The organism is Vibrio sp. 10N.286.48.F5 (assembly GCF_041469785.1).
Classification (GTDB): Bacteria; Pseudomonadota; Gammaproteobacteria; order Enterobacterales; family Vibrionaceae; genus Vibrio; species Vibrio crassostreae_C.
In genome coordinates, this window is sequence record NZ_JBFRLG010000039.1 from 16,774 (window position 1) to 41,437 (window position 24,664).

The 24,664-nt window shown below is 44.5% G+C and carries 24 protein-coding genes; 13 read left to right on the forward strand and 11 right to left on the reverse strand.

What is annotated here, in order from left to right; translation table 11 throughout:
* The first annotated feature begins 61 nt into the window (after positions 1–61).
* Positions 62–769 carry a murein tripeptide amidase MpaA gene (gene mpaA / locus AB4185_RS19085; RefSeq protein ID WP_372135772.1) on the forward strand — a complete coding sequence of 236 codons (708 nt, stop codon included), beginning with the start codon at positions 62–64 and terminating at the stop codon, positions 767–769.
* 254 nt (positions 770–1,023) lie between these two features.
* Here the strand turns inward: mpaA and AB4185_RS19090 are convergent, their stop codons facing one another.
* The 6 genes from AB4185_RS19090 to AB4185_RS19115 all read right to left on the reverse strand — a co-directional run bounded on the left by AB4185_RS19090 (position 1,024) and on the right by AB4185_RS19115 (position 7,327).
* On the reverse strand, positions 1,024–1,347 hold the full coding sequence (locus tag AB4185_RS19090) for a hypothetical protein (RefSeq protein WP_240799474.1): 324 nt from the start codon (positions 1,345–1,347) through the stop codon (positions 1,024–1,026).
* Between the two features lie 266 nt (positions 1,348–1,613).
* Entirely contained in the window at positions 1,614–2,582 is a 969-nt protein-coding gene (locus AB4185_RS19095; RefSeq protein WP_017065029.1) for a glycosyltransferase, read from the reverse strand.
* The gene (locus AB4185_RS19100; RefSeq protein ID WP_017065030.1) at positions 2,575–2,829 is read right to left on the reverse strand and encodes a hypothetical protein; all 255 of its coding nucleotides are present in this window, start codon (positions 2,827–2,829) and stop codon (positions 2,575–2,577) included. The genes AB4185_RS19095 and AB4185_RS19100 overlap by 8 nt, the downstream gene beginning before the upstream one ends.
* Before the next feature lie 699 nt (positions 2,830–3,528).
* Positions 3,529–3,873 (reverse strand): multidrug efflux SMR transporter, encoded by a 345-nt coding sequence (locus AB4185_RS19105; protein WP_065584843.1) that lies wholly within the window; start codon positions 3,871–3,873, stop codon positions 3,529–3,531.
* A gap of 362 nt (positions 3,874–4,235) precedes the next feature.
* Complete coding sequence (locus tag AB4185_RS19110) at positions 4,236–5,144, reverse strand: IS5 family transposase (RefSeq protein WP_372135773.1); 909 nt, start codon at positions 5,142–5,144, stop codon at positions 4,236–4,238.
* A 47-nt stretch (positions 5,145–5,191) separates the two neighbouring features.
* Positions 5,192–7,327: a metallophosphoesterase gene (locus AB4185_RS19115; RefSeq protein ID WP_372135774.1), complete on the reverse strand. Its 2,136-nt coding sequence runs from the start codon at positions 7,325–7,327 to the stop codon at positions 5,192–5,194.
* Between the two features lie 508 nt (positions 7,328–7,835).
* On the opposite strand from AB4185_RS19115, the gene AB4185_RS19120 reads away from it, so the two are divergent.
* Positions 7,836–8,984, forward strand: a complete 1,149-nt coding sequence (locus tag AB4185_RS19120) for an S-(hydroxymethyl)glutathione dehydrogenase/class III alcohol dehydrogenase (RefSeq protein WP_017064961.1) — start codon at positions 7,836–7,838, stop codon at positions 8,982–8,984.
* 154 nt (positions 8,985–9,138) lie between these two features.
* A complete protein-coding gene (fghA, locus tag AB4185_RS19125) occupies positions 9,139–9,978 on the forward strand; it encodes an S-formylglutathione hydrolase (protein WP_372135775.1) in 840 nt (279 codons plus the stop codon).
* Between the two features lie 77 nt (positions 9,979–10,055).
* On the opposite strand, the gene AB4185_RS19130 is transcribed toward fghA, so the two are convergent.
* Positions 10,056–11,138: an aminotransferase class I/II-fold pyridoxal phosphate-dependent enzyme gene (locus AB4185_RS19130; RefSeq protein ID WP_372135776.1), complete on the reverse strand. Its 1,083-nt coding sequence runs from the start codon at positions 11,136–11,138 to the stop codon at positions 10,056–10,058.
* Positions 11,139–11,444: 306 nt separating this feature from the next.
* Here AB4185_RS19130 and AB4185_RS19135 point away from each other — a divergent pair, with 306 nt between their 5' ends.
* Together AB4185_RS19135 and AB4185_RS19140 are read left to right on the forward strand one after the other, a co-directional pair.
* Positions 11,445–11,846: a hypothetical protein gene (locus AB4185_RS19135; RefSeq protein WP_017061631.1), complete on the forward strand. Its 402-nt coding sequence runs from the start codon at positions 11,445–11,447 to the stop codon at positions 11,844–11,846.
* A gap of 224 nt (positions 11,847–12,070) precedes the next feature.
* Positions 12,071–12,808 (forward strand): NUDIX domain-containing protein, encoded by a 738-nt coding sequence (locus AB4185_RS19140; protein WP_372116700.1) that lies wholly within the window; start codon positions 12,071–12,073, stop codon positions 12,806–12,808.
* Positions 12,809–12,934: 126 nt separating this feature from the next.
* Here the strand turns inward: AB4185_RS19140 and AB4185_RS19145 are convergent, their stop codons facing one another.
* Complete coding sequence (locus tag AB4185_RS19145) at positions 12,935–14,455, reverse strand: aldehyde dehydrogenase family protein (RefSeq protein WP_017061629.1); 1,521 nt, start codon at positions 14,453–14,455, stop codon at positions 12,935–12,937.
* 327 nt (positions 14,456–14,782) lie between these two features.
* On the opposite strand from AB4185_RS19145, the gene AB4185_RS19150 reads away from it, so the two are divergent.
* The gene (locus tag AB4185_RS19150; protein ID WP_372135777.1) at positions 14,783–16,573 is read left to right on the forward strand and encodes a sigma-54-dependent Fis family transcriptional regulator; all 1,791 of its coding nucleotides are present in this window, start codon (positions 14,783–14,785) and stop codon (positions 16,571–16,573) included.
* 15 nt (positions 16,574–16,588) lie between these two features.
* On the opposite strand, the gene AB4185_RS19155 is transcribed toward AB4185_RS19150, so the two are convergent.
* A complete protein-coding gene (locus tag AB4185_RS19155; protein WP_372135778.1) occupies positions 16,589–17,440 on the reverse strand; it encodes a LysR family transcriptional regulator in 852 nt (283 codons plus the stop codon).
* Positions 17,441–17,538: 98 nt separating this feature from the next.
* On the opposite strand from AB4185_RS19155, the gene AB4185_RS19160 reads away from it, so the two are divergent.
* Positions 17,539–18,186: a glutathione S-transferase family protein gene (locus AB4185_RS19160; protein ID WP_017069761.1), complete on the forward strand. Its 648-nt coding sequence runs from the start codon at positions 17,539–17,541 to the stop codon at positions 18,184–18,186.
* A 143-nt stretch (positions 18,187–18,329) separates the two neighbouring features.
* Positions 18,330–19,772, forward strand: a complete 1,443-nt coding sequence (locus tag AB4185_RS19165; RefSeq protein WP_102428693.1) for an N-acylglucosamine 2-epimerase — start codon at positions 18,330–18,332, stop codon at positions 19,770–19,772.
* Between the two features lie 69 nt (positions 19,773–19,841).
* Here the strand turns inward: AB4185_RS19165 and AB4185_RS19170 are convergent, their stop codons facing one another.
* Together AB4185_RS19170 and AB4185_RS19175 are read right to left on the reverse strand one after the other, a co-directional pair.
* Positions 19,842–20,249 carry a hypothetical protein gene (locus tag AB4185_RS19170; protein WP_017061620.1) on the reverse strand — a complete coding sequence of 136 codons (408 nt, stop codon included), beginning with the start codon at positions 20,247–20,249 and terminating at the stop codon, positions 19,842–19,844.
* Positions 20,250–20,388: 139 nt separating this feature from the next.
* Entirely contained in the window at positions 20,389–21,720 is a 1,332-nt protein-coding gene (locus tag AB4185_RS19175; RefSeq protein WP_017064979.1) for a ferric reductase-like transmembrane domain-containing protein, read from the reverse strand.
* Between the two features lie 233 nt (positions 21,721–21,953).
* On the opposite strand from AB4185_RS19175, the gene AB4185_RS19180 reads away from it, so the two are divergent.
* From AB4185_RS19180 to AB4185_RS19200, 5 genes are all read left to right on the forward strand, one after another.
* Entirely contained in the window at positions 21,954–22,643 is a 690-nt protein-coding gene (locus AB4185_RS19180) for a flavin reductase family protein (RefSeq protein WP_017061618.1), read from the forward strand.
* Between the two features lie 120 nt (positions 22,644–22,763).
* Positions 22,764–23,555, forward strand: a complete 792-nt coding sequence (locus AB4185_RS19185) for a CLCA_X family protein (RefSeq protein WP_372135779.1) — start codon at positions 22,764–22,766, stop codon at positions 23,553–23,555.
* Between the two features lie 186 nt (positions 23,556–23,741).
* Positions 23,742–23,999 carry a type II toxin-antitoxin system Phd/YefM family antitoxin gene (locus tag AB4185_RS19190; protein WP_017061616.1) on the forward strand — a complete coding sequence of 86 codons (258 nt, stop codon included), beginning with the start codon at positions 23,742–23,744 and terminating at the stop codon, positions 23,997–23,999.
* Positions 23,989–24,255: a Txe/YoeB family addiction module toxin gene (locus AB4185_RS19195; RefSeq protein WP_017069754.1), complete on the forward strand. Its 267-nt coding sequence runs from the start codon at positions 23,989–23,991 to the stop codon at positions 24,253–24,255. The genes AB4185_RS19190 and AB4185_RS19195 overlap by 11 nt, the downstream gene beginning before the upstream one ends.
* Positions 24,256–24,286: 31 nt before the next feature.
* On the forward strand, positions 24,287–24,610 hold the full coding sequence (locus AB4185_RS19200; protein ID WP_372135780.1) for a DUF4144 domain-containing protein: 324 nt from the start codon (positions 24,287–24,289) through the stop codon (positions 24,608–24,610).
* Positions 24,611–24,664 lie beyond the last annotated feature (54 nt).

The window sequence follows — 24,664 nt, forward strand, 5'->3', positions numbered from 1 at the left end:
TTAATGATTAATATAGCCAATAGTGAATACTTGATAGTACTTGATCAATCAGGAGATTAAGGTGAGTTTAATTCCAAGAACGGAAAGAGCTGCGTTTTCGATAAAGCCGCTGTCATATGGAAAATCGGTGTTGGGTGCGCCTTTGCTCTATTTCCCCGCACAAGTAGAAAGCGAATCTCGCGGGCTGATTTTAGCAGGCACACACGGCGATGAAACCGCTTCAATCGCAGGTTTGTCTTGCGCCCTAAGAAGCTTGCCAGCGGCCAACTTGAGACACGATGTGATCCTGTCGATGAACCCAGATGGCAATCAATTAGGCACTCGCGCCAACGCCAACCAAGTCGATCTGAACCGCGCCTTCCCAACTCAAAACTGGACAGAAAACGGCACCGTGTATCGCTGGAGCTCTCACACACCAGTCAGAGATGTAAAAGTAAAAACGGGACAAGCCGATCTGCTTGAACCGGAAGTGCAGTCGCTCATTAACCTCATTGAGCAACGCCAACCCAAGTTCGTCATCTCTTTCCACGAACCACTCGCTATGGTCGACGACCCAACCCAATCGGAACTCGCCACTTGGCTAGGCAAGCAGTTCAACCTACCACTCGTGGAAGACGTGGATTACGAAACCCCAGGCTCATTCGGTACATGGTGCCAAGAAAGAAACTTACCGTGTATTACCGTAGAACTGCCGCCCGTTTCTGCGGATTTAACTATCGAGCAATATTTGGATGCGTTTGTGGCTGTGTTGGGGTGTGAGGGAAGTTAGCGCAACTCATTTTTGGACAAAACCTTGCCAGTGTTTTTTCTAAATTAGAAAACCATCAATAACTACAGGTATGGCAAATTTACTTGTGAAGTGCTAGTGCGGTGAGTAGCATCGCGCTAGCAAAAGTATTGGGTTAGGTGCGCACTAATTCCTATTATGTTCAATCGGCGTGACTCCGTAACGAAGAACGGCTCCCAATTGGGAGCCGTTCTTGTGTCTAAATCTGGGTTCGCACACCAGTACAATGTTCAATACTATTCTACTGACATATTCATGTTTTGTTTGTTTTTGGTTTCTGCAAAATTCACAACGACACCATTTTCTAACAAGATATCAATCGTGTGCGTTGTGATATCGGATGTTGTTTTCATTGTAAAAGCTTGGGATGAAGCACTACCTCCAGTATAAGAATACACCCACTTTTCACCAGTTTCGCTGATTACTGTTTTTATAGACGGTTCACCAAAAATTCTGATTAGATCATTCTTAGTTGTCACCTTTTTCTCTATTTGAGAAACCTGTTCTTCAGTAAACTTTGTTCCATAATCTGCATATTTCGGAGCATTCCGCTCAGTCATTTCGGGATTATCCGATCACCCATTTCGGTTTAAACCGATCACTGATTCCGCGATTATCCGATCACTTAGAGTAAAAATAAGAAGAGAGAAAAAAGGTAGGATCTGGTGATCGGAATAAACCGAAACAGGCGATCGCAATCACCGAAATACGCAGCTATCTGGGTGTGGTTTGTGTGGTGTAATGCGCTCTACGTCGATTTTAGAGCCTCTAGCATTGATTTTTAATAGCTAAGTAGCGCATTTAACATAAGGGGCATTTCACGCACTTATTCCCACTGCTTTGTTGATGCCTGATCGAGCATTTTGAGATGACCTATTGCCATTGCTGAGGATGAGAAATATTTTATCGCTCTTTCTCTCATTTTTTTCTTATTTAGCTGATGGGTAAGTGACATCGCTTTGATAAATTCGTCTTCATTCTCACACAGAAACCCTGTTTCACCATGTACTATCAATTCACTCATTGCCCCCCTGTTGTATGCTATTACAGGTGTTCCTGATAGCATTGCTTCAATAATTGTTAGCCCAAAAGGTTCTTCCCAAGATATTGGAACAAGTAATGCTTTTGCGTTTCTTAACAAGTCTTTTTTAAAATCACCATTCACAAATCCAACTGGTGTAATTAATGGATGCCATTTAAACCATGTTTCTGGTGAGCCTAGTCGGTGTCCGCCAGCCACAATCAAATTTGATTTTGTTTTCTTTGCTACTTTTATTGCTGTCTGTATTCCTTTTTTACTTCTTTTTACTTTGGCTAAAAAAAGAAAATATCCTTTTTTTTGTTCGTTATATTCAAATTCTGATTCTGGGATTCCATTATAGATGTAATTAAAATTAATTTTATTTTTATTATATTTAGACTGAGATGCGTGGCTTTTTGATACAAACACAGTATTACACTGAATTCCATCTCCTGCGTGGCAGATAGATATAAAGTTTTTATATCTATCTCGTAACTTAAATATTATTTCCGTGGATAATCCTCCATGATATTCTATGTCTGTAATATCTTTTGGGATTAATGTTGAAAGTTTTTGTAAATTACATTTCGCTTCATCTGTCAATGTAATGTGAGTATATTGTTTTGTTGAGTAACCTTCTGGAGACAATACATATATTTTAAATCCCATATTGGATTGTTCTTTTGCTAACCAATCAACCAATCGGTTTGCACCACCACTATTTTTATTTGGTGGTAATGGCTGGGAGTGTATGTGAAGAATACATCTAGTCATGCTTTTTATCCTCTAACGAAAATAGAAGTCTATCACGTTCATTTTTTAAATAAGAATCCAACATTAATAGGATCTTTTGTTTGTACTCGTCATTTTTTGACATCCTATCTAATACCATCGTCCCTAAAAGAATCTTTCGTCTTGTGTCATTCTTTCTGTTTTGAGCTTTAACTCGTTGTGCCTCTTTTTGTATCTGCTCTTTCAGTTGCTCTTGTTTTCGCTTTAGCTTTTCTAGTTTTGTTGTCATGGTCAAATCCTGTTGTTGATACTTGGGTATTTTACCATCACAATGCTGTGAAAACACATTTCTGATTATGAGGAAATGCGCACTTATACATCGTACCGATGTGTGCGAAATCACTTCGTGATTATCCGATCACTTAGAGTAAAAATAAGAAGAGAGAAAAAAGGTAGGATCTGGTGATCGGAATAAACCGAAACAGGCGATCGCAATCACCGAAATACGCACATAATCAACATTGGATGTATACACACAAGCTGACAACATCGAGGTTGCTAAGAGTAAAAATATCACTCTGAATTTTGCCATTTTTTTCATATCAGACCTAAAAACGCTAAAAAATTAAGGCATAGATAATAACAAAGTTAGTGCATAAACTAGGTGTTCATTATTCCTATTATGGTAAATGTGCGCGTTTGCTATCAGAAACAGCCCTCAGACCACCTCAAACGCTCTTAGCGAAGGTTTTAGACACTTGATCAAGGCGGTATGCTTCCATAACGCCTTGTAGGTTTGTGACGCTTTAAGATCGGTTTGTAGAGCAAAAGTCATCGAGTTGCTTTGAACTAAGAACTGCACTCTGATACCCAGTTTACGTTCTTTTTGAGTTTGGGTGTCAGATTAGTTCTATTAGGCCAAAAACCACTCGACTGTGAATGCAGACTTTTTGGCTAAACCAATTTAGGGGCAAAAGCGAGTTAGCCCCTAATGACTCACCGACGTCGAAAACAAGTTAATAATCACGACGCCCACCAAAATCAAAGCGATACCGATGATCGCAAAGATATCGAGTTTTTGCCCGTAGACCAGCCAAGACAGCGCTGCGACTAGCACTATCCCTGCCCCACACCAAACCGCATATGCCACACCTAAAGACATAGTTTGAACCGTGAGAGACAACAGATAGAAAGCAAAGCCATAACCGACTAGCACTGCGGCAGTCGCGGGCAAAGAAGTAAATTGCTGCGTTTTAGGCAATAGAGAAGTCGCGACAACTTCAAATACAATGGCAAGTGACAGCATCACAGGAGGCGAGAGAGATAAAAGCATGTTTAAGTCCACAACAATAAAATACGGCGCTCAGAATATTGTAGTTTTATTTCCGATTCATGCGATTTTCAGCAAGTAATTATTATGATGCACCTTAAAAATTCTTAGGTGTAATTCTCGATTAAACCTACGCTTAGACAAAAAAAGAGCCCACTAATTCGTGGCTAGCAGACCCTTCATCAATCTAATCATCTAATCATCTAATCGGCAAAAGCGCTTAATTTGCAGACGTTGAGCCTCTTAGGATATCGCGCTTCACTTCACCTTTAAGATCGGTCAGGGTTTGCTGGTCGATATCAATCAAGAAGGGCGTTGTTCATCAAATCAGCTTGAAGATCAACGACACCATATGTAGCTAGCCGTTAGCTTCTAACGGGCATACCTAGTCCTATGACTTTGTTAATCGCTTTGACATTCGCCATGATTTCGCCCACTTGAGCGTTGTAACATCTCAAGCTCAATTTATCGCTTGTTAGTCCTTTATATCGGGACATAGCAGTCTCAGATATTGAACGATAGTGATAACCAGACTCTGTTTTCCATTCCGATATTGTTCCATCTCTCAGAGCTATTACCGCTTTGTTTCTGGGATGACCGTCTTCCCAAAGAGCTGCATTCTTTCGAGGCGGTATTAACGGAGTACAGCCTTTATTTTTCAGAGTCTCGTGGCAATTTTTTGTGTCATATGCTCCATCGGCGGATACGGCAGCGACCTTTCTACGTAGTGGGTTGAGTAACGTCGGTAACACTTCACTATCGCCTACATTTACAAGACTGACTTCCGCACTAATCGCTTCGTGAGTATCCACATCCACAGCTAAGTGCAGTTTGCGCCATGTCCTACGTTTTTCTGTACCATGCTTTTTCACTTTCCACTCCCCCTCACCAAAGACTTTGAGGCCAGTAGAATCAATGGCTATATGGCGAATAGCCCCTCTCGATTTATTGCGATATTTGACCTGAACTGTCTTCGAGCGTTTACTGATACAGGTGTAGTCAGGGGACGTTAGTGGAACATCTAATAGCTCAAAGATAGAGTCGATAAAGCCTTGAAGAGCACGTAAAGGAAGAGAGAAGATGCCCTTAATCATCAAGGCGGTTTCAATCGCTGTATCAGAGTACTGAAAGCCTCTCCCACGCTTACCATGATGAGTTTTGCATCGCCATGCATCTACGGCTGAATCATCTATCCAGAATGTAACCGAACCACGTTTACAAAGAGCCTTATTGTACTCCGTCCAGTTAGTTATCTTCTTGTTTGCTTTACCCATATCACCACCATTCCAATCGTTTCAATCGTTTCAATCGTTTCAAATGATCAGATCACAGGACTTGGAAAAGGTTCAACTAATTTAGGCAACAACGCCATCAAGAAGTGGTCACTTGCTTGGCCTGTTGCGAATTTTTCAAGAATCACGAACAAGCTACCGAAACGAGAGCGGAATACCTCTCCCACTGTATATTGGCCAAGATCACCTAGCTCTGAATCCACTGTGCCATCAAACTCGGCAAGCTCGCGGCTTAGCAGTTCGTATTGGCGTAGTTGTGTTTCACCGATATCACGGAACGCCAGTTCGTCTGCATTACGTAGTCGGTAGAAATCGGTTGCTAGTAGCTCACCACTCCACTCTGCAAAGTCAGCTAAGCTTAACCCCTCAGTAGTTGCCAAAACCTCAGCTTCTACTTTGGCTGCCTGCCAATCTTTCTGGAACTGTTCCTCATCAACGACACCATTTGCAGTGCAGCCTTCAACTGGATAACCCAACTTGTCAGCTAATTGACAAACCGTGAACTGCGTTTCTAGTTGAGACATGATCATCATCTCTTCACCGTTCATGTGCATGATCATTTCACGCATTTCGATTGGCCAATCACTAGGAAGGAAACGCAAGCGCGTTAATTCACGGATATGCCAGTCGGTGAGTTCATAGTAACTCTTTGAATCAAGAATATTGATATCCCATATCTTAGCTTCTTCTTCCTCATTACTTGCGTTTGCTGTTAAGTACTCATGCTCTTCTTCGTAGTGACTAAATAGTTCGTTGTAACGTTCAACTTGATCGATAACCACAGTTTCAACTTCGATTTGGTTATCAGGGCGAATGTTCAGCAGCTTGTAAGCTGGGATGTAACCCGCTAACGATGGCGCTTGGATATTAAAGAGCGTGTGCTGAACACCATCGATATTGAAGCTTTTCTTACCAGTATCGTTAAAGTGCATATGACCGCCAACGTGGATATTCAATCCTGTTGCAGCAAGTGTACGACTAGTATTGTCATCTGGTTCACGAGCCAGTTGATGGCTTCCTTCACCAAACAGATCTTCAATCTCTTCAGAGGCACCGTTGTAGAAATCTGTCATTGGGAAGTGCGAGAAGGAAACAAGCGTCTTATTCTGCTCTTTGGCTGCTTTTACTACATCAGAGATCCAATCGATCACATGTTCTTTGTGAGTCAGCATCATGTTGTAGCCAGCGCTGCTTGATCCATCAAACGTGTTTCCGTCTACAGAGCTATCAGACGAATTTTCTTTAGGGCGATAAACATTCGCGTCAATGGCCAACAGCCACAAGCCTTTGACTGGCTCGACTAAGTAACTGGTATCCGGCACTTCAGAACAACTTGAGTAGCCATTCTCTTTATAACTACCACCTGTTCCTTCATAACAGATCTCGTACATGCGCTTATCAAAAGCTGCTTCTTCTTTCGCTAATTCATAGCTGTAGTTGGTACGAGCTTGCGCACTGCTATAAGGGGTTTCAAAGTAGAGATAATCTTGCTGAGGGTAGAAGCCGTGAGTACCAAGGATACTCATGATCTCTTCATAGCCCCACTCACGCACTTCTTCAGTACAGATGGTTGCTAGGTTATCGCCGTCACCGGGAATGGTTGTCCACTCATCTTCATAGCCAACACACTCTTCCTTACCCCGACTATAAATACGTTGGTTCTTACCCCCTTCTCCCAAAAAGTCCGACTTACCCGCAGGTATAGTAAATGGCCTCACTGGATCGTGGTTGCCAGGCGCTGCAAAAAACTCAAGGCCGTACGTGTCACGATAGTGGTCAAAAATGCTCACTAATCCACGCATATGTACTGGCTGACCGTCGTCACTTAAGTCCCCCGGCAGTGCTACGTACTTCACTCCGCGCTCAACCACATCATCAAGCGCTGCGATCATCGCGAAATAGTTTTCGTTGAATAGACGGGTAGAGTTCATCTGAGACTCCATCGTTCTGATCGTTGCATTCTTACCACTGATTGCATTCGGCAACCCTGCGAACGAGCCATCCTGAAAATCACCGTAAACATCATGGAAATGGATATCAGGCATGAACGCCACTTGCACTGCGCTATCCATATTGCCGCTGTCATCACTTAGCGAACTTGAATTGCAACCGACCAAAGCTGTTGCTATCAAGCCTGACAGTACGGTCAATGTACTCTTTTTCATTTTCTCTTCCCAAAAAGTTAGAACTCAAAATTTGGCGAGGAGATTAGGTGAGAAAAATGACACTATTGTTTCTGATATCTTACAAAACGTCGCATACAGAGTGCTTATGCGACATTGCTTCAATCCTTAAAATTCAATTAGTTAGTAATGATCATGAGTATTGATGACTCTATCGTACGAATCAGTTATTAATATATAAGCCGCCATAAGACAACCCCTCAAACATCAATGACAACTATGCATTCCGACTATTTGAATAAGTAGCCCTCCATCAAAAACCGGCTCGATCCGAATAAAGTAATCACAGGGAAAACAGATCAGCTCTCCATACTTATTATTACAAATACGTAATAATCATTTTCTATTTAAGGGGATTATCAAAACATGCACTCACACCTATACTAGCTCCAACAAAACGAGAGAGCGGAAACAATTAAGCTCAACTACGCTTAACGGGTTGAATTTAATTGCACAGTTATCCGCTGTACTGACATATAGGAAACATCCAATGACAATCGAAATTAAACCTGGTCAAACGCATATCAAATCAAAAGCAATGGTTGCATGGGCAGCTGGCGAGCCACTAAAAATGGAAGAAGTTGATGTACAACTTCCTAAAGCTGGTGAGGTTCTAGTTCGCATCGTTGCTACTGGTGTTTGTCACACTGACGCATTCACATTATCAGGTGACGATCCAGAAGGTATCTTCCCTTCAATTCTTGGTCACGAAGGTGGCGGTATCGTTGAGATGATCGGCGAAGGCGTTACAAGTGTTGAGATTGGCGACCACGTTATCCCACTTTACACAGCTGAATGTGGCGAATGTAAGTTCTGTAAATCTGGTAAAACTAACCTATGCCAAGCCGTTCGTGAAACGCAAGGTAAAGGCCTAATGCCAGACGGTACAAGCCGCTTCTCTATCAATGGCGAAACAATTTTCCATTACATGGGTTGCTCTACTTTCTCTGAGTACACTGTACTTCCAGAAATCTCTCTAGCGAAAGTAAGCAAAGAAGCACCACTTGAAGAAGTTTGTCTTCTAGGTTGTGGTGTAACAACAGGTATGGGCGCGGTACTTAACACAGCTAAAGTTGAAAAAGGCGACAACGTTGCTGTATTCGGCCTAGGTGGTATCGGTCTTTCTGCAATCATTGGTGCTCGCATGGCTGGTGCTGACCGCATCATCGGTGTTGATATCAACGAGAGCAAATTCGAGCTAGCAAAACAGCTTGGCGCGACTGACTGCATCAACCCAACTAAATTCGACAAGCCAATCCAAGACGTTATCGTTGAGATGACAGACGGTGGTGTTGAGTACTCTTTCGAGTGTATCGGTAACGTAAACGTGATGCGTCAAGCGCTTGAGTGCTGTCACAAAGGTTGGGGCGAATCAGTCATCATTGGTGTTGCAGGTGCTGGCCAAGAGATCGCAACTCGTCCATTCCAACTAGTGACTGGTCGTGTATGGCGTGGCTCTGCTTTCGGTGGTGTTAAAGGCCGCTCTGAGCTTCCAGAAATCGTAAACCGTTACATGGCGGGTGAGTTTGGCCTTCAAGAGTTCATCACTCATACAATGGGTCTGCAAGACGTAAACGAAGCATTCGACCTAATGCACAAAGGTGAATCTATCCGTACTGTTCTACACATGGATAAGTAACACATCTTGGCCTCGATTCTTTCGAGCATCGAGGCCACAGCTACAAATGAATAGCAACAAACTGTCTTCACCACCTCCTGCCCGGTGGGTGGTGAAACTTTATGTAATATAGACAAATTTACTCCCAAACCATCAACCTAACGGAGCACAATAGATGACAATCGAAAACATTAACCAAGCAAAGGTTGCTGGTGGTTGGCACAAACAATACACCCACTTTTCTGCAACGCTTGACTGCAACATGCGTTTTGCGATTTTCTTGCCACCTAACGCAAGCAAAGAAAACCCAGTTCCTGTTTTGTATTGGTTGTCAGGCTTAACCTGTACCGATGAAAACTTCATGCAAAAAGCCGGCGCTTTCAAAGCCGCGGCTGAGCAAGGCATCGCGATTGTTGCACCAGACACTAGCCCACGTGGCGAAGGTGTTGCCGACGATGAAAATTACGATCTCGGCCAAGGTGCAGGCTTCTATGTGAATGCCACTCAAGCGCCATGGGACAGCCATTACCACATGTACGATTACGTGGTAACAGAGCTCCCTGCATTAATTGAGTCGTTCTTCCCTGTTACATCCGTAAAATCGATTTCTGGTCACAGCATGGGCGGACATGGTGCCCTAACGATTGGCATTAAAAACGAAGATAGCTACCGTTCTATCTCTGCATTCAGCCCAATCACCAACCCAATGCAATGCCCTTGGGGACAAAAAGCCTTCAACCAATACCTAGGCTTGGATATTGAAGAGTGGAAACACTACGATGCCTCTGAGCTTCTAAAAACCAAAGGCACTAAACTGCCAATGTTGGTCGACCAAGGTGAAGCCGATAACTTCCTGATTGAACAGCTTAAACCTGAGCAATTAGTCGAAGCCGCTAAGGTAACCAATGCCGATTTAGATCTACGTATGCAGCCTGGTTACGACCACAGCTACTACTTCATCTCTAGCTTTATTGATGAACACATTGAGTTCCATGCTGCTTACTTAAACAAGTAGCCAGATGAATTTAGCCCGCACTTTGTAAACGCAAGGTGCGGGCTTTTTTATGCCTACTGATTTTATAACGGTTGCTTTTATAACTGCTTAATACGCTGCTTTAACGCTTCTAAATCTATATCATTGCCAACAATTCGTAATCGAACATACTCTTCAGTCATCGCGTCGCACGTAATAGCAAAATCGACACCCGAACATGTCTTAATACCGATACTCTCAAATAGCTTTGAAAGGTGAGTTCCTCTCTTTTTCAACAACATAATGGGCGTCGATATTGACGTGCCAACCACCTCAATATTGTTCTCAGACAACAAGCCGATCATTTGCTGCTTAAAGTATTCAGTTTTGCTGCGGTTCATTTCTAAGAAGTGTTTTGCATTGGGTAAGGTCGCCGATGCGATTTTTATTGAGGGGTAAGTCGGCGTAAACACACTCACCGCAGCTTCGATTGCAGAAGTCAGGTTTTCACTGCTGGCTAAGTAACCGAGTCGAATCCCAGCGAGCCCTAAACCTTTAGAAAAGGTTCGTAAAACTATTAAGTTGTCCAAGACTAAGGTCTGATCGAGCATAGACTGCTCAGGGGTCAGGTATTCACCATATGCCTCGTCGACAATCAAAATAGCGCCAGAACGCTCACATACTCTCGCTATCTCGACCAGATAAGCTCTGTCGTAGATTCGACCCGTTGGGTTGTTGGGATTATCGATATACACCAAGGCAGGATTTTGACTGCTTATTTTTGATGCCAACACACCGAACAGATCCGACTCGTTTTGATAATCAAACATGTTGATGGACTGGTACTTCCCGCCCACCAAAGTGAACTCTGATACTGCTTCAACAAACTGAGGGCCAATGCCTATCATGGTGCGATTGTTGTGATCGATAAGTTTATTGAAGATAAGTTCTAGCGCCCCAAGAGAGCCCGTGGTGTACGTAATACGACAATCTTCAATCCCAATAAACTGGCGAGTCAGATAAGTCAGCTCCGAAACCTCCCTGTGGCAATAGTACTTATCAATACCGTAGATAATATCTTTGATCACATGTTCAGGAATTTCTGGTGCGCCAAATGGATTGGAGCCAAGTGAACAATCGATACGAAATGAGTGATCGACATAAGAATGGTATTCGCCACTTAACCGTGGATTTAAATGCATAAGAAAACGCTCAAAAAATATTCATGCGCTATTCTTATCGTACTAAATTTTATCTATATAGGTCATTTCGCGACAGTTCTTCGCCTTGTTTCGAGAGACTGGTTAAAAACCAAGATTGGTTCAAATAACGAATTCTCTTAAGCCATCATCAAGAGTTAAGCACTCGTGTTTACATTTCGAGTTAACCGAACCGCTTTCTTTGCGCTAGATTAAGCTGAGATAAGATAGGGTAATAACAGAGCTTGCATCTTTACTCTCCCTAGTTACCATAGCCCCATTAACATCCCCCATATTTTGAAGGTTGCTATGAAAGCAATTAAGACTCTTTTCTTCCTGATGGTTTTATTGAGCGGTCTGTTTACCGCTTGGCTGTTTATTCCAATTCCAGCGACCATGGACAAGCAAACGCTCGACGTTCCATTAACGGAACCATTCAAGCTTGTTGCGTATCGCAGCAACCCGAATGATGCGAGCAAGCCGCTGACTTACCACTACTATGTGATTTCAGATGTGGTTGGTGTAGACGACATGGACCCATTCCTGATTACCACGGACCAGTTCGTGAAGCTTGGCGAATTCGACGAGAACACATTCAACCTTACGGTTAACGGCAAGATTGATAGCTACACCAACGATTTGTGGATCAAGAAATCTGATGGCAAGCTTCAACACTGGTACGTGAGTATTAACGCGAACTATATTCGTTAAAATCGAACTGCAATAAACCTCATTTTAAAACTGCGCTTTGGCTTCCAAGCGCAGTTTTTGTTTCTAGCAACACCCTCCACTTATCCCGACCCGTTCGACATAAACTGCATTGCCTACTTTTGATTCACTGCTGCCCTTGCTCTCAAGGTGTTATAAGCTCTTTAGATACGATAAGCTCAGACCATGCTCGACGCCCAATAAATCAAAATAATAAAGGATCACCCGTGGAATTTACGCTCGACAAATTTAACGGCATCATCATTGACCCAGCAACAGCCCCTCACGATGTTGACTCATTCAATGCCGAACTCAGCGAGATCACCGAATTTTCAAAGCAGAATAGCAAAGGCATTATTTGGATTAGCTTACCTATTTCACTCTCGCACCTTATTCCGGTGGCGACTGAGCTTGGCTTTGTGTTTCACAACTGCTTAGAAGACGAGATTACGCTGATCCACAAATCCGAGATTGTAGAGTTTGTGCCTTTCATTCCGACCCACACCTTGGGTGCTGGCGCGTTAATCACTAACGAACACAACCAAGTGCTGATGATTAAAGAACACGGCATGACGGGCTACAAATTACCGGGCGGTCATATTGAGTTGGGTGAAGGCATTGAAGAATCCGTGGTTCGAGAAACCTTAGAAGAGACTGGCATCGAAGCCACGTTCGTTTCTGTGGTTGGCATGGCGACAAGACACCCGTATCAATTCGGAAAGTCTAACCTCTACTTTGTTTGTCACCTTATCGCTCAAACTCAAGAGATTGCGATTCAAGACACAGATGAAATTGCAGAAGCTAAATGGATTGATGTTGAAGAGTACATTAACAACCCCGACAGCTACCCGTTTAACCGCCAATTGGTCGGCTCTTTGATAGGCAAACAAGGATTAGAACTTACCCAACTAGAAGGCAACTATGGCCCGAACCATAAGCCAGAGATCTTCTTTTCGAAAAACTAAAGCGATTCAAACATAAAAACGCCAAGCTCATAAGAACTTGGCGTTTTGCTTTTCATTTTACTTGTATTGTTTAAGCCATCTCGTTGCTAGTGACTTCCTAATAGACTGTTCTAGAACCTATCTATTTTAGAAAAATCCTAGTGGGTTAGTATCGTAGCTGATCAACAGGTTCTTAGTATTTTGGTAGTGATCGAGCATCATCTTATGTGTCTCACGGCCGATACCCGACTTCTTGTAACCACCAAACGCGGCATGAGCTGGGTAAGCGTGGTAGCAGTTCACCCAGATACGGCCGGCTTCAATGTTGCGACCCATTCGATACGCGAGGTTTGCATCACGCGTCCACACGCCTGCACCCAAGCCATATTCGGTATCATTGGCTATCTCGAGTGCTTCTGCTTCATCTTTAAACGTCGTCACCGCGATAACAGGCCCGAAGATCTCCTCTTGGAATACTCGCATCTTGTTGTGCCCTTCCAACATTGTTGGCTGGATGTAATAACCATTACCGAGATCATCAGATTGCTGCGCAACTTCGCCACCTGTCAGCACTTTCGCACCCTCTTGACGACCGATTTCAAGGTAACTCAGAATCTTATCGAACTGCTCTTTTGAAGCTTGTGCGCCAACCTGAGTATCGGTATCTAACGGGTTACCTTGTTTAATAGTTTGAGCACGCTCGACCACCTTGGCGATGAACTTGTCGTACACCGATTCATGGATCAGCACACGTGACGGACAGGTACACACTTCCCCCTGATTAAAGAACGCCAGCAACATACCTTCGACACACTTATCTAGGTATTCATCTTCATGATTAAAGATATCTGGGAAGTAGATATTTGGAGACTTACCGCCAAGCTCAACCGTTGATGGAATCAAGCTTTCTGCGGCACATTTCAAGATGTGGTGGCCGACCTCTGTTGAACCAGTAAACGCCAACTTCGCTAAGCGATCGCTGGTTGCTAACGCTTGACCCGCTTCGCTACCAAAACCATTGACGATGTTGACCACGCCAGCAGGCAGAAGATCGGCGATCTTCTCCATCATCACTAAGATCGATGTCGGTGTTTGCTCCGCTGGCTTCATCACAACACAGCAACCCGCAGCCAGTGCTGGCGCCAATTTCCAAGCCGCCATTAAAATCGGGAAGTTCCAAGGAATGATCTGCCCCACCACACCGATGGGTTCTGGGAAGTGGTAGCTCGCGGTGTTTGAATCTAGCTCGGCTGCGCTGCCTTCTTGCGCCCGAATACAGCCTGCAAAGTAACGGAAGTGGTCAACAACTAACGGGATGTCTGCCGCTAGAGTTTCACGCACAGGCTTGCCGTTTTCCCACGTCTCCGCCACCGCGATTTCTTCTAGGTGCGCTTCAATGCGATCGGAAATTTTAAGTAGGATATTGGAACGTTCTGTCACACTGGTCGCAGCCCAACTAGCACGAGCCGCATGCGCCGCATCGAGTGCCAAGCTAATGTCTGCCTCTGTTGAACGTGCCACTTGGCAATACACCTGACCATTCACTGGGGAAGTGTTATCAAAATACTCGCCGCTGACAGGCTTCACCCACTCGCCACCGATAAAGTTATCGTATTGAGCTTTAAAGTTCACCACTGCGTTGTCACTACCCGGCTGTGCGTAAATCATAGTTAGATCCTTCTTCGATTTGATATTCGTTATTGAGCTAGAGCTGTCTTATTTTTGTGGCCGCTCCCCTTGAGAAAAGAACTCATGGCGAGACGCCCATGTTTATGCTTTCTGTTTAAAACACTGATACTTCGTGTTTTCTTCACAACAGTAACAACGCAAATCACACGCCAGAACTTCAAAACTTGTTGTTAATAAATTGTAAAACTATGATTACCAAACGTTTACAACCCAAAGTGAGTTGGCATTGAACGGACGTATGGAAACCACTCCAGTGTTCAACTGTTCCAAATTGGTACACCCTCACTGTTACGACATGGAACAGTCATGCACCTTCAACAAGCAAACACCTCAGATTGGCTTTCGTCCTCTTGGCACCGCAGCACAGAAGCGGGTCTAAAACAGAGACGACTTCCTGAAGACATTCGCCTACCACAATCGATTCTTAAGCAGCGACGTCATCAATCGGCTGACTTGATCCACATCGTCGAACGCAATGCGCTACCTTTGTTTAATCAGATGTTTGCTCGTACCGACAGTCGTTTGATTCTGACCGATATTGAAGGGGTGATTCTGGCGAGTTGGGGACAGGAGCGGTTTAAGGAGAAGCTGACATCAATTGCACTCAGCTCAGGAGCGTGTTGGCAGGAACAACTTAAGGGCACCAACGCGATTGGCACCGCGATTGTTGAAGCTAAACCCGTGACCATCATTGGTGAGCAGCACTTCATCCACCAGCATCGATTTATCAGCTGTTCAGCAAGCCCTGTGTTTGATCACCAAGGGAACATGGTTGGCGTATTGGACATTACCAGTGAGCAGCAACAGCACGACAGTTCGGTGCAGCTACTGGTTCAAAATATGGTTCAGCTTGTTGAAAACCAGCTACTGAGCCACATCCCACAAGGCACCACTCGCATCGACCTCGCATGTGAGAAATCGTTATTACACAGTGGTTGGCAAGGGATTGTAATAGCCAATGAAGCTGGGGAGGTGGTGGCACACAATCAGGTCGCCTCTCAACTATTGGATCAAACCTCGATCGTCGGTGAGAGTATCGATACCCTGTTCAACCGAACCTCATTAGACACGCCTTTTGTATTTGAGAAACAGCACCTCAAACATCCAACTGCAAAACGCACTCGCTCTATTTCAGCATCGTGCGATTTGCACCATGGCGAACAACAAATTGAACATGCTTGGCAGCAAGCCAACAAGGTAATCGACAAAGGGATCAGTTTGTTGATCTTAGGAGAAACAGGGGTTGGTAAGGGCGAATTTGTTAAAGCATTACACAAGCAAAGCCAACGTAAATCGTCGCCGTTGGTGGCGGTAAATTGCGGCGCACTGCCGAAAGATCTTATCGAATCTGAACTGTTTGGTTACGCGCCGGGCGCCTTTACGGGAGCAAGCCACAAGGGCTTCCAAGGTAAGATCCGTCAAGCAGATAAAGGGATTCTATTTCTAGATGAGATCGCCGACATGCCTTTAGAAGCTCAGTGCCGACTACTGCATGTTCTGCAAGACAAATCCGTGGTGCCAGTTGGTTCTAATCAAAGCTATCAAGTCGATTGTCAGATCATCGCTGCAACTCACAAAAACCTCGAGCAGTTAGTCGCAACAGGTGAGTTTAGGCAAGACCTGTATTACAGACTCAATGGCTTAGCCTTCACCTTGCCAAGCCTACAACACCGACAAGACAAGCACGCTTTAATCGAGCACATTCATCGTAAATACGCCGAAGACGAACAGACAATCTGCCCGCACTTGATGAGCTTACTGTACGCCTATTCTTGGCCGGGTAATATCCGCGAATTAGACAACTTACTTAAGGTTGCTGCTCTATTAGCAAGTGATGAACCCCAACTCACACTCGAGCATGTGCCCAGCCACCTTGCTCTACATCTCACGTCATTAGCACACGATAATCAGCATCAGCTAATGACTTCTAATGCCATAAAAGGTACAGCGAGTAACGATTTAAGAAGCACCGTTGAAGAAACCTTGTTGCAAACTTATCAAGCCAACCAAGGCAACATAAGTAAGACTTCGAGAATACTCGGTATCAGCCGCAATACCATTTATCGAAAATTGAAAAGCTTGGGAATCCTCCAATAGGAAGATGAACCTAAGCTACTCAGAACCCAGCTCCACAAGTTGATTGAGCACTTCTTTATCCAATACCGGGTGATGCTTACTCGCTAGGATCAGCACAATATCGACCGAAGGCAACGGCGGCATATCATCAAGAATTTTCAAATCTGAAGTCACGCTTAGCTTACCCATCGCACCAATCGCTAATCCTGCTTTCACGATTGCACGCTGCGCTGAAGCGGTATTGCTACACGCCAATAACTGATAAAGCGTGCCCTGCTTGGTTAAGCCATTCACTGCCGCGGCGTGGTACTTACAATCGGTCTGAAACAAAGCTAATGGCACTGGTTTAGACTCATCGAACACATAATCAGGGCTGCTTATCCATACTCCGATATCATGAGTGAGCCAGTAACCCTCTTCACTATCGGGCGCTCGGGTGACAATCGCCGCATCAAGCCTGCCGTCATCCAACCACTCTCTCAGCGTAATGCTGGGCAGGCTGAATATTTGGATTGAACAGGTGGGTTCTGCTTTCTGCAACAGGCGAATCACTTTCGGCAGAATGGTGTCATTGTAGTCTTCAGGGCAGCCGAGTCGCAGAGGTTGTTTGTCTTCGTAACGCTTTACTTGCTTAAGTGCGGTATTGTGAAGGGCGACCAACTGTTCGGCATGAGATCGCAGCGCTAAGCCAGCTTCAGTCAGTATTAAATTACGTCCTTCTTTCTGGAAAAGAGTGACGTTGAGTTCTTCTTCCAACTTACGCATCTGAGCACTGAATGCCGATTGGGTGCGATTTATCTGTTTCGCTGCACGAGTGAAACTACTGGTTTCTACAAACGCGAGAAAGCCTCGCAAAGCATCAATATCCATATTGAAATCACCACCCATCGTTTTTGTTAATGTATTGCATCAAAATTATCCGTTAGTGCGCCGCAATACAATCCCCTAATCTCAAATGCATGCCCACCAAACGCAAGGAAGCAACGATGCAGCTTTATATTGGAAACCAGAACTACTCAACTTGGTCACTGCGCGCATGGCTGATATTCGACAACTACAACCTCAATGCAGAAGTCATTAAGCTCAAGCTATTCACCTCTGATTTTTACGACACTCTGGCGAAAGTGACGCCAACGGCCAAGGTTCCAACCCTAGTTGATGGTAATGTTGCGGTGTGGGATTCATTGGCGATTCTCGAATACGTTAACGATGCCTATTTGGACGGTGCAGCGTGGCCTAGCTCAGTGAAAGAACGCGCCCATGCCCGAGCAATTTCCGCCGAGATGCACTCTGGGTTCTTTGCCGTCAGAAATGAAATGCCGATGAACTGCCGCGCACAACGAAAGCTCACACTGAGTGAAGACGCACTGAAAGACATCGCTCGTATTGATGCAATATGGTCTGCACAAATGGAACAATACCCAGAGGGATGGTTATTTGGTGAATGGTCGATTGCCGATGCGATGTTTGCACCCGTCGCATTGCGCGTAGAAACCTATGGAATACAACTTTCCGAAAAGGCATCGCAGTATCAACAACGTGTGCTTAACAGTCCATCAATACAAAAATGGCTGGCAGAGGCAAGCTTAGAAACCGATGTGGTTGAAGAAGATGAGGCGGGCAAGCCAGTATAAAATACAAGACACCCTTCCAAAGCTCACTAGTCTGTGAGCTTTTATCTAAACCTTATTAATTTGGTCGATTGTGATCGCCTAATCACAATGTGCAGATGTGATTGTTTATATTCAAAGAAATTCAAATAGTTAAGATAAACATCATGTTACGAGCAACGATCGCATTACTCAGTATTACTAGCTTCGCCGTATCTGCCAACGCCCATCTTCCTTCTGGAGAAGAGTGGCTCAACCATGCGACTGAAGGGCTTGCACCTTATTGGTTAATGCCTAGCGCTCAAGGAGAACCGGTAGGAAACTTCCCTACTTTCCGCTGTGATGACGGTACCTTGCTCGATGTTTCTGATGTGTGCCATGAACTAAACAAAGGCTGGATCACGCCACACTTTGGCAAAGAGTTTACGCGGATGAAGTCACGTCAAACTTATGCCTATGGCGTGCTCTACCACCTTAGTGGCGATAAGCAGGCTTTAGCGCTTGCCAAGCAAGGAGCCTACTACATCATTGATCAGCTAGAAGATAAGCAAAACGGCGGCTTTATCGGCTACACAAAAGAGGGAAAAGTAGGCCAGAATTGGCAGCAGCGTACTTCTCAAGATCAAGCGTATGCATTAGTTGGCCTTGCCATGTACTACTACCTGACTCAAGACAAAAAGGTAGAAGAAGCACTCATCGCACAACAAGCTTTTATCTTTGATAAATATCGACTTAGCGACAACAGCGGTCTTGCTTGGGTACTTGCGGATGGTGAAGATGGCAAAGCCACACAGCGTGAACTGGTCGCGCAACTTGATCAGATTAACGGTTATATGCTGTTAGTCGCTCCCCTGCTAAAAGAGCCCACCAAGACAAGATGGCTTGATGATCTAAGTTGGCTGACACAAACCATGGTCGAGCACTACCACTCTGAAGATGAACAACGCTTCTACGGGGCCATTCACAGCAAAGCCGCCAAGATGCCGAATGCTAATCACAACGATTTTGGGCACACCATCAAAGCGTATTGGATGACTTACCTTACAGGCCAAACATTGAATAACTCTGAATGGAAAGAGTTTGGCATCAAAGGGATGAAACACACTCTCGTTCATGCGCAATATCAGAAAAATTTCGTGAGTGTATCCCAATATTATGGCGAAGAACTTCAGAAAGCGTGGAAAGGCCAAGAGATAACTGGCTGGCAAAGCAGACCAAACACAAATTGGGCTTCATCATGGGAATGGGCGGAGCTTGATCAAGCAGCAATGACGGTTTCACTTGTCGATGATTCAATGAAAGACGTCCTGCAATACACCCTACCCACTTTTCATGATGTATGGGTCGACCATAAATACGGCGGTGTCGGGCTTGAGCCAAAACGCACCAAAGCTTTCCATTGGGGTAATGGCTATCACCAATTTGAACATGCGCTGATTGGCTATGTATATGCTCAGCAAGTTGACGCTAAACTGGCTGTATTGCACTACGCAAGACCGACCAACAGCAATATGCCAATGGAACCGTATTACTATCAAGGAGACGTAGTTAAGTTGGAGAAACTTGGAGATGGAACGCAGAAGGTCAGCTTCAATAACATTCGACCTTAGCGTGGGTATTGGATCTGAATAAGCGGATTGACCACCAAGCCTGAAATCAATTTTCAGGCTTTTTAATGACTACTTTCTCTTCCCCTGCTCCACCAACTTTTCATTCCATGCCGTATTGCCGTCACGCTTAGTCACGTCATACTCTGAACAGAACTGAGATATGGTCATATTGTTATCGCCAGTGGCAAGCTTGAGAGCCAACTGAACTTGTTGAAGCTTGCTTTGCAGTCGCAAGATTTGACCAGCATTTGGGCTTTTCTCTTTGGCGTATTTTAAAGCCGCATGCTTACGTTCTGCCGCGCCCGCTCGGCGATCTGCTTCTGATAACAGATACTTGAGTTGAGCAACACTCTTGCCTTTCTTGAAGGCAGGATCAAGCAACTCAACGCATTCATCAAACGATGGATCGATAACGTATGGGTCAACTTTATGAGCTTGTTGGCGCATCCATTCGAGTGCGAGTTTTTCATCTGACATAATTACATCTTTACCAAAGAAACAGCCCTATATGGTATCGCTCAATAGCAAACCGCTGCAATAACAAATTGAGTGACTTTACGCCTTTTTACACTGTGCCGATTGACTAATTTAACAATCACAGCTCCAATAGTTGGCTTTAACGCATCACAAACAGCTCTTCGTGGTAGTGCTTTTCAATATCAAATTGATAGGTGTCTAATTCTTTTTTCAGTGATGTAGAGAACAACTCCGGCCCGCAGAAATACATCTCGTACTCGTTGAGGTCGCCACATTGATTGACAATTCTTCCGGCGTTTAGCCGCGGTGAGTGCAAGGTATCTATCACGGTCAACTTCACACCAACCGCGTGTGCTAGGTGCCACAACTCATCGATTAATTGCTTATCAACACCGCGAGTACAATAAAACAGTTGAATACGAGGATGATCTCGTTCTGTTTTGAGCGCTTCAAGTGTTGCAAAAAACGACGCTATCCCGACACCACCAGCAATCCAAATTTGTGGCTTGCTTAGGTCAAAATAAAGTCGACCATAGGGTCCTTCAACCGTAACCGCATCGCCCGCTTTCACTCGTTCATATAGGCCATTAGTAAAATCACCCAGCTCTTTGATCAAAAAGCGCAGCTCTGGATCATCACTGCCAGAAACAATGGTAAACGGATGCGGGTCTTCATTACCGAAACGCAAGTACGCAAACTGCCCAGCTTTGTGACCTTGCCAAGATGCCTCCGGTTTTAACACCAGCTCCATCACTTCAGCTTGTGGAAAATAGCGAGTCGAGATAATCGTCGCTGAGTGACGATTACGACGCCCAACCAAGCCCAACAAACTGTAAATCGCTGCGATAGACCCAGCCAAAGCAAATGCCACAGTTAGATAATAAATAGGTTCTCCCCAATACGCTCGTTTAAGCAGGATTACTGAGTGGAAAGCGATAAACAGGTACGCAACCGACATCAGACGGTGCGACAATTTAAACGGTTTGTACTTCACTGCCGCCCATAGTGACGCCACCAGTAAAATGAGCAACAAGTAGAAGCCCCACTCGCCAATACTCTGAGCAATACCACGTAATTCATTGACCCATAACTCCCATCCAGTCAAAACAGCTTGCGGCCCTGAACCATCGTGTCGAACAGGCTTATCTAACACACCAGACACCACCAATGACTTAGGTATTTGGTACCACAACCAGTGTGTCACACCCAGTGCAACACCACCGATACCGAGCCATTTATGGACTCGATATGCTTTATCCATACCTTTCAGCCAATTCTCAACCATAGGCAAACGCATCGCCAAGATCATTGTGATGGACATTAACACCAGAGACAAAATACCTGAGTACTGAATCATGGCTGAGCGCCATTCAAAGACATCGCTTGAAGCGAATAATTGCGGTTCCATCGCAAACCAAAAGGCTGACATTGTGGCAATCATTGCCCAAATGATATTGCGGACTGTTTTCATTTGTTAACACTCATAAAGACGACATCATTACTTTAGCTCCTGTGATGTAAAGGGACGTCAACGTACGTAAATCTATGCAAAGGATCTCGTTCATTGTGCTGTAGCAGAGATAAAAGAGACAAACTGCCCACGGCCAATAAGCGCTCTTTGATCGATAAAAGCGGATTCTTCGTACATATAAGTCCGTTAGTGAGCATGCTCGAAGATAACAATAAATGAGAAGAAGAGAAGATATGAAGGACATGACCCTTTCTAAACAAGATATCCAAACAATGGACCCGCGCCACCGCATTCGTTTGGTTAACTCCCTATCTGGATTTAAAAGCGCCAACCTAATTGGTACTTGTGATAAACAGGGGCTTGAAAACCTTGCGATAGTGAGCTCTGTCATTCACCTAGGGTCTGATCCCGCGCTGCTTGGTTTTATTGTTCGCCCAGATAAAAGCCGACGTCATACGCTAGAAAACATCCTAGAAACTAAGTACTTCACCGTTAACAGCATTGGTGCTGACTTTGTTAAAAAGGCCCATCAAACCTCGGCTCGCTACCCTAAACCAGTCTCAGAATTCAACGCGGTCGGCTTAACGGCCTATTATGACGACACATTCCCCGCTCCCTTCGTCTTGGAGAGCAGTTTAAAGATAGGGTTAGCGTTCAAAGAACAGATAACAATCGAAAGCAATCAAACGCAAATGTTGATCGGTGAAGTTATAACGATTCACGCACCCAAACGCGCCGTGATGCCGGATGGCTACCTTGATTTAGAAGCGTTGGATTTGGTCACGGTATCAGGGCTTGATAGCTACCACGTAACTCAAAGACTGCACCGATTAAGCTATGCAAAACCACAACAGCCACTCTTTCCACTCACTCGTGAAGGTAACCCAACTTCATGGGAAGCTTTCGAACTCAATCTAAACTAATTTTGTTCGGCAATTTGCTATCAAAAGTGCTAACGTCCTTTAATTCCAAGAGATGCATCTCACACAGGCGCATCTCACTGAGCACACTATTCATTCTTACGTCTGTTTCCAAGGACCCTTTTGAAGTTAACTCACTTTAAATACAAAACGCGCGAAGGCCCAGACTACCGACATGGCGATCAGGTGTCATTCATGGACATCAAACAAACCTTCGGTATGGGCAGCATTCGTGTGGGTGCTTGGGTGACGAAAGAAGAAAAAGAGTTGGCCGCAAATCTGATATTCGATTCGCTAGCCGACTTGGCTTACATCTTGGCTTTGCCACCAGAAGCGATTGGCCTTCGCGGCACATTAGGCTTAGCGTTCGGCAGTGGCGGCAGAAAAGGCGTACAAGCACACTATGCCCCGAACCAACGAGAATTAGCCCTCGCGAAGAATGCCGGAGCTGGCGCGCTCGCTCACGAGTTTTGGCATGCATTTGACCACTATATCGCTGAGAAAGCGTTTGAAATCGGCGATACCTCCGGTCCTCGCAAGCAAATCTTGTTCGCCAGTGACTGTTGGTTACACGATAGAAAGGTGCGACCTCATCCATTAAATGAAAGTTTGATGTCTGTGTTTGACGCCACATTGCTTAGCGACAATAACTTGGACAAACACGATTACGTGGCACGCAGTGTCATTGCCGACAAGGCAACGTCGGCTCGTTACTTCTCATTGCCAACAGAAATGATGGCTCGTGCCTTTGAAGCTACGATTGAATCCTGCTCAGATATCGAGAATTCTTACTTAGTCGATGGCACGACCAAACCGGATATGTTCCCGCTTTATCCAGACCTCACGCATCGCAAAGAGATTTATCAAGCGCTGCAAGGTTACTTCGCGCCGTTGGGCCGATCTTTAAGTAAATAGCATTTTGAGTCAGTAACACTCTGCAGATTTACAGTGAGTGACATGTACCATAAGTTGATCATGTGTAATCTCTGAGATAACATGTACAACAAGCGGAACATGTATAATAGTTAATTCATGAATGATTAACTATTCTGTGTATATTGAAAGATTAAACATATCCAAAAACAACAGGGTAAATAAGTGATGAATATTGTTTCTTTTACTGAGGCAAGAAATAGCCTTAAGTCTGTGCTCGATAGAGTGGTAGACGATTCTGATGTTACGGTAATAACCAGACGAGATTCAGAAGATGCAGTGGTCATGTCTCTTGATCATTTTAATTCAATGCAAGAAACCTTGTACCTAATGAGCTCGCCTAAAAACGCTGAAAGATTGGCTGAATCTATTGCTCAACTCGAAGCCGGAAATACAACCGTTCGAGAATTGAATAATGACGAATGATCGAAAGATTGTATTTACAGATAATGCTTGGGAAGATTACCTATACTGGCAAACCCAAGACAAGAAAACGCTCAAGAAACTAAATAAGTTGATTGAAGCCGCTAAAAGAACGCCCTTTGAAGGGATTGGAAAGCCGGAGCCACTAGTCGGCAACCTGTCTGGCTTTTGGTCAAGACGAATCGATGACAAGAATCGATTAGTGTATAAAGCAGATGACGATAACTTTTATATAATTGCTTGTCGTCACCACTATTAAAAGCAGTAAGCAGCACATAGAAAGGGCAGTAATGATCAGTTGGCCATCTTTGGTAAAACTCGACGGTGATGATGAGCTTATTTACGTCGCACCCGAACACGAATTTCAAGCAGAATGCTCAGACATGATCCTGGGTGAAGATGATTACCTCATTGATTCAGAGGGTAACAGCTACGCACTTCAATCGATATCAAATCAACTGGGTTTAGCTAAACGAGCTGAGCAGTATTCGGTTGAAAGCGTGACTAAACTGATTCGAAACCACGAGTTTCAAAAAGCTGAAGTGTGCCTGATGAAGATCCACTTCCTAACGATTGAAGAAGCGATTCAGTCTTTGGCTTTTGAGGCTCGCTAATACTGCTTAAGAGCTCGTATCAAAGCGAATCCCCAAGACAGATTAAACAAAAAC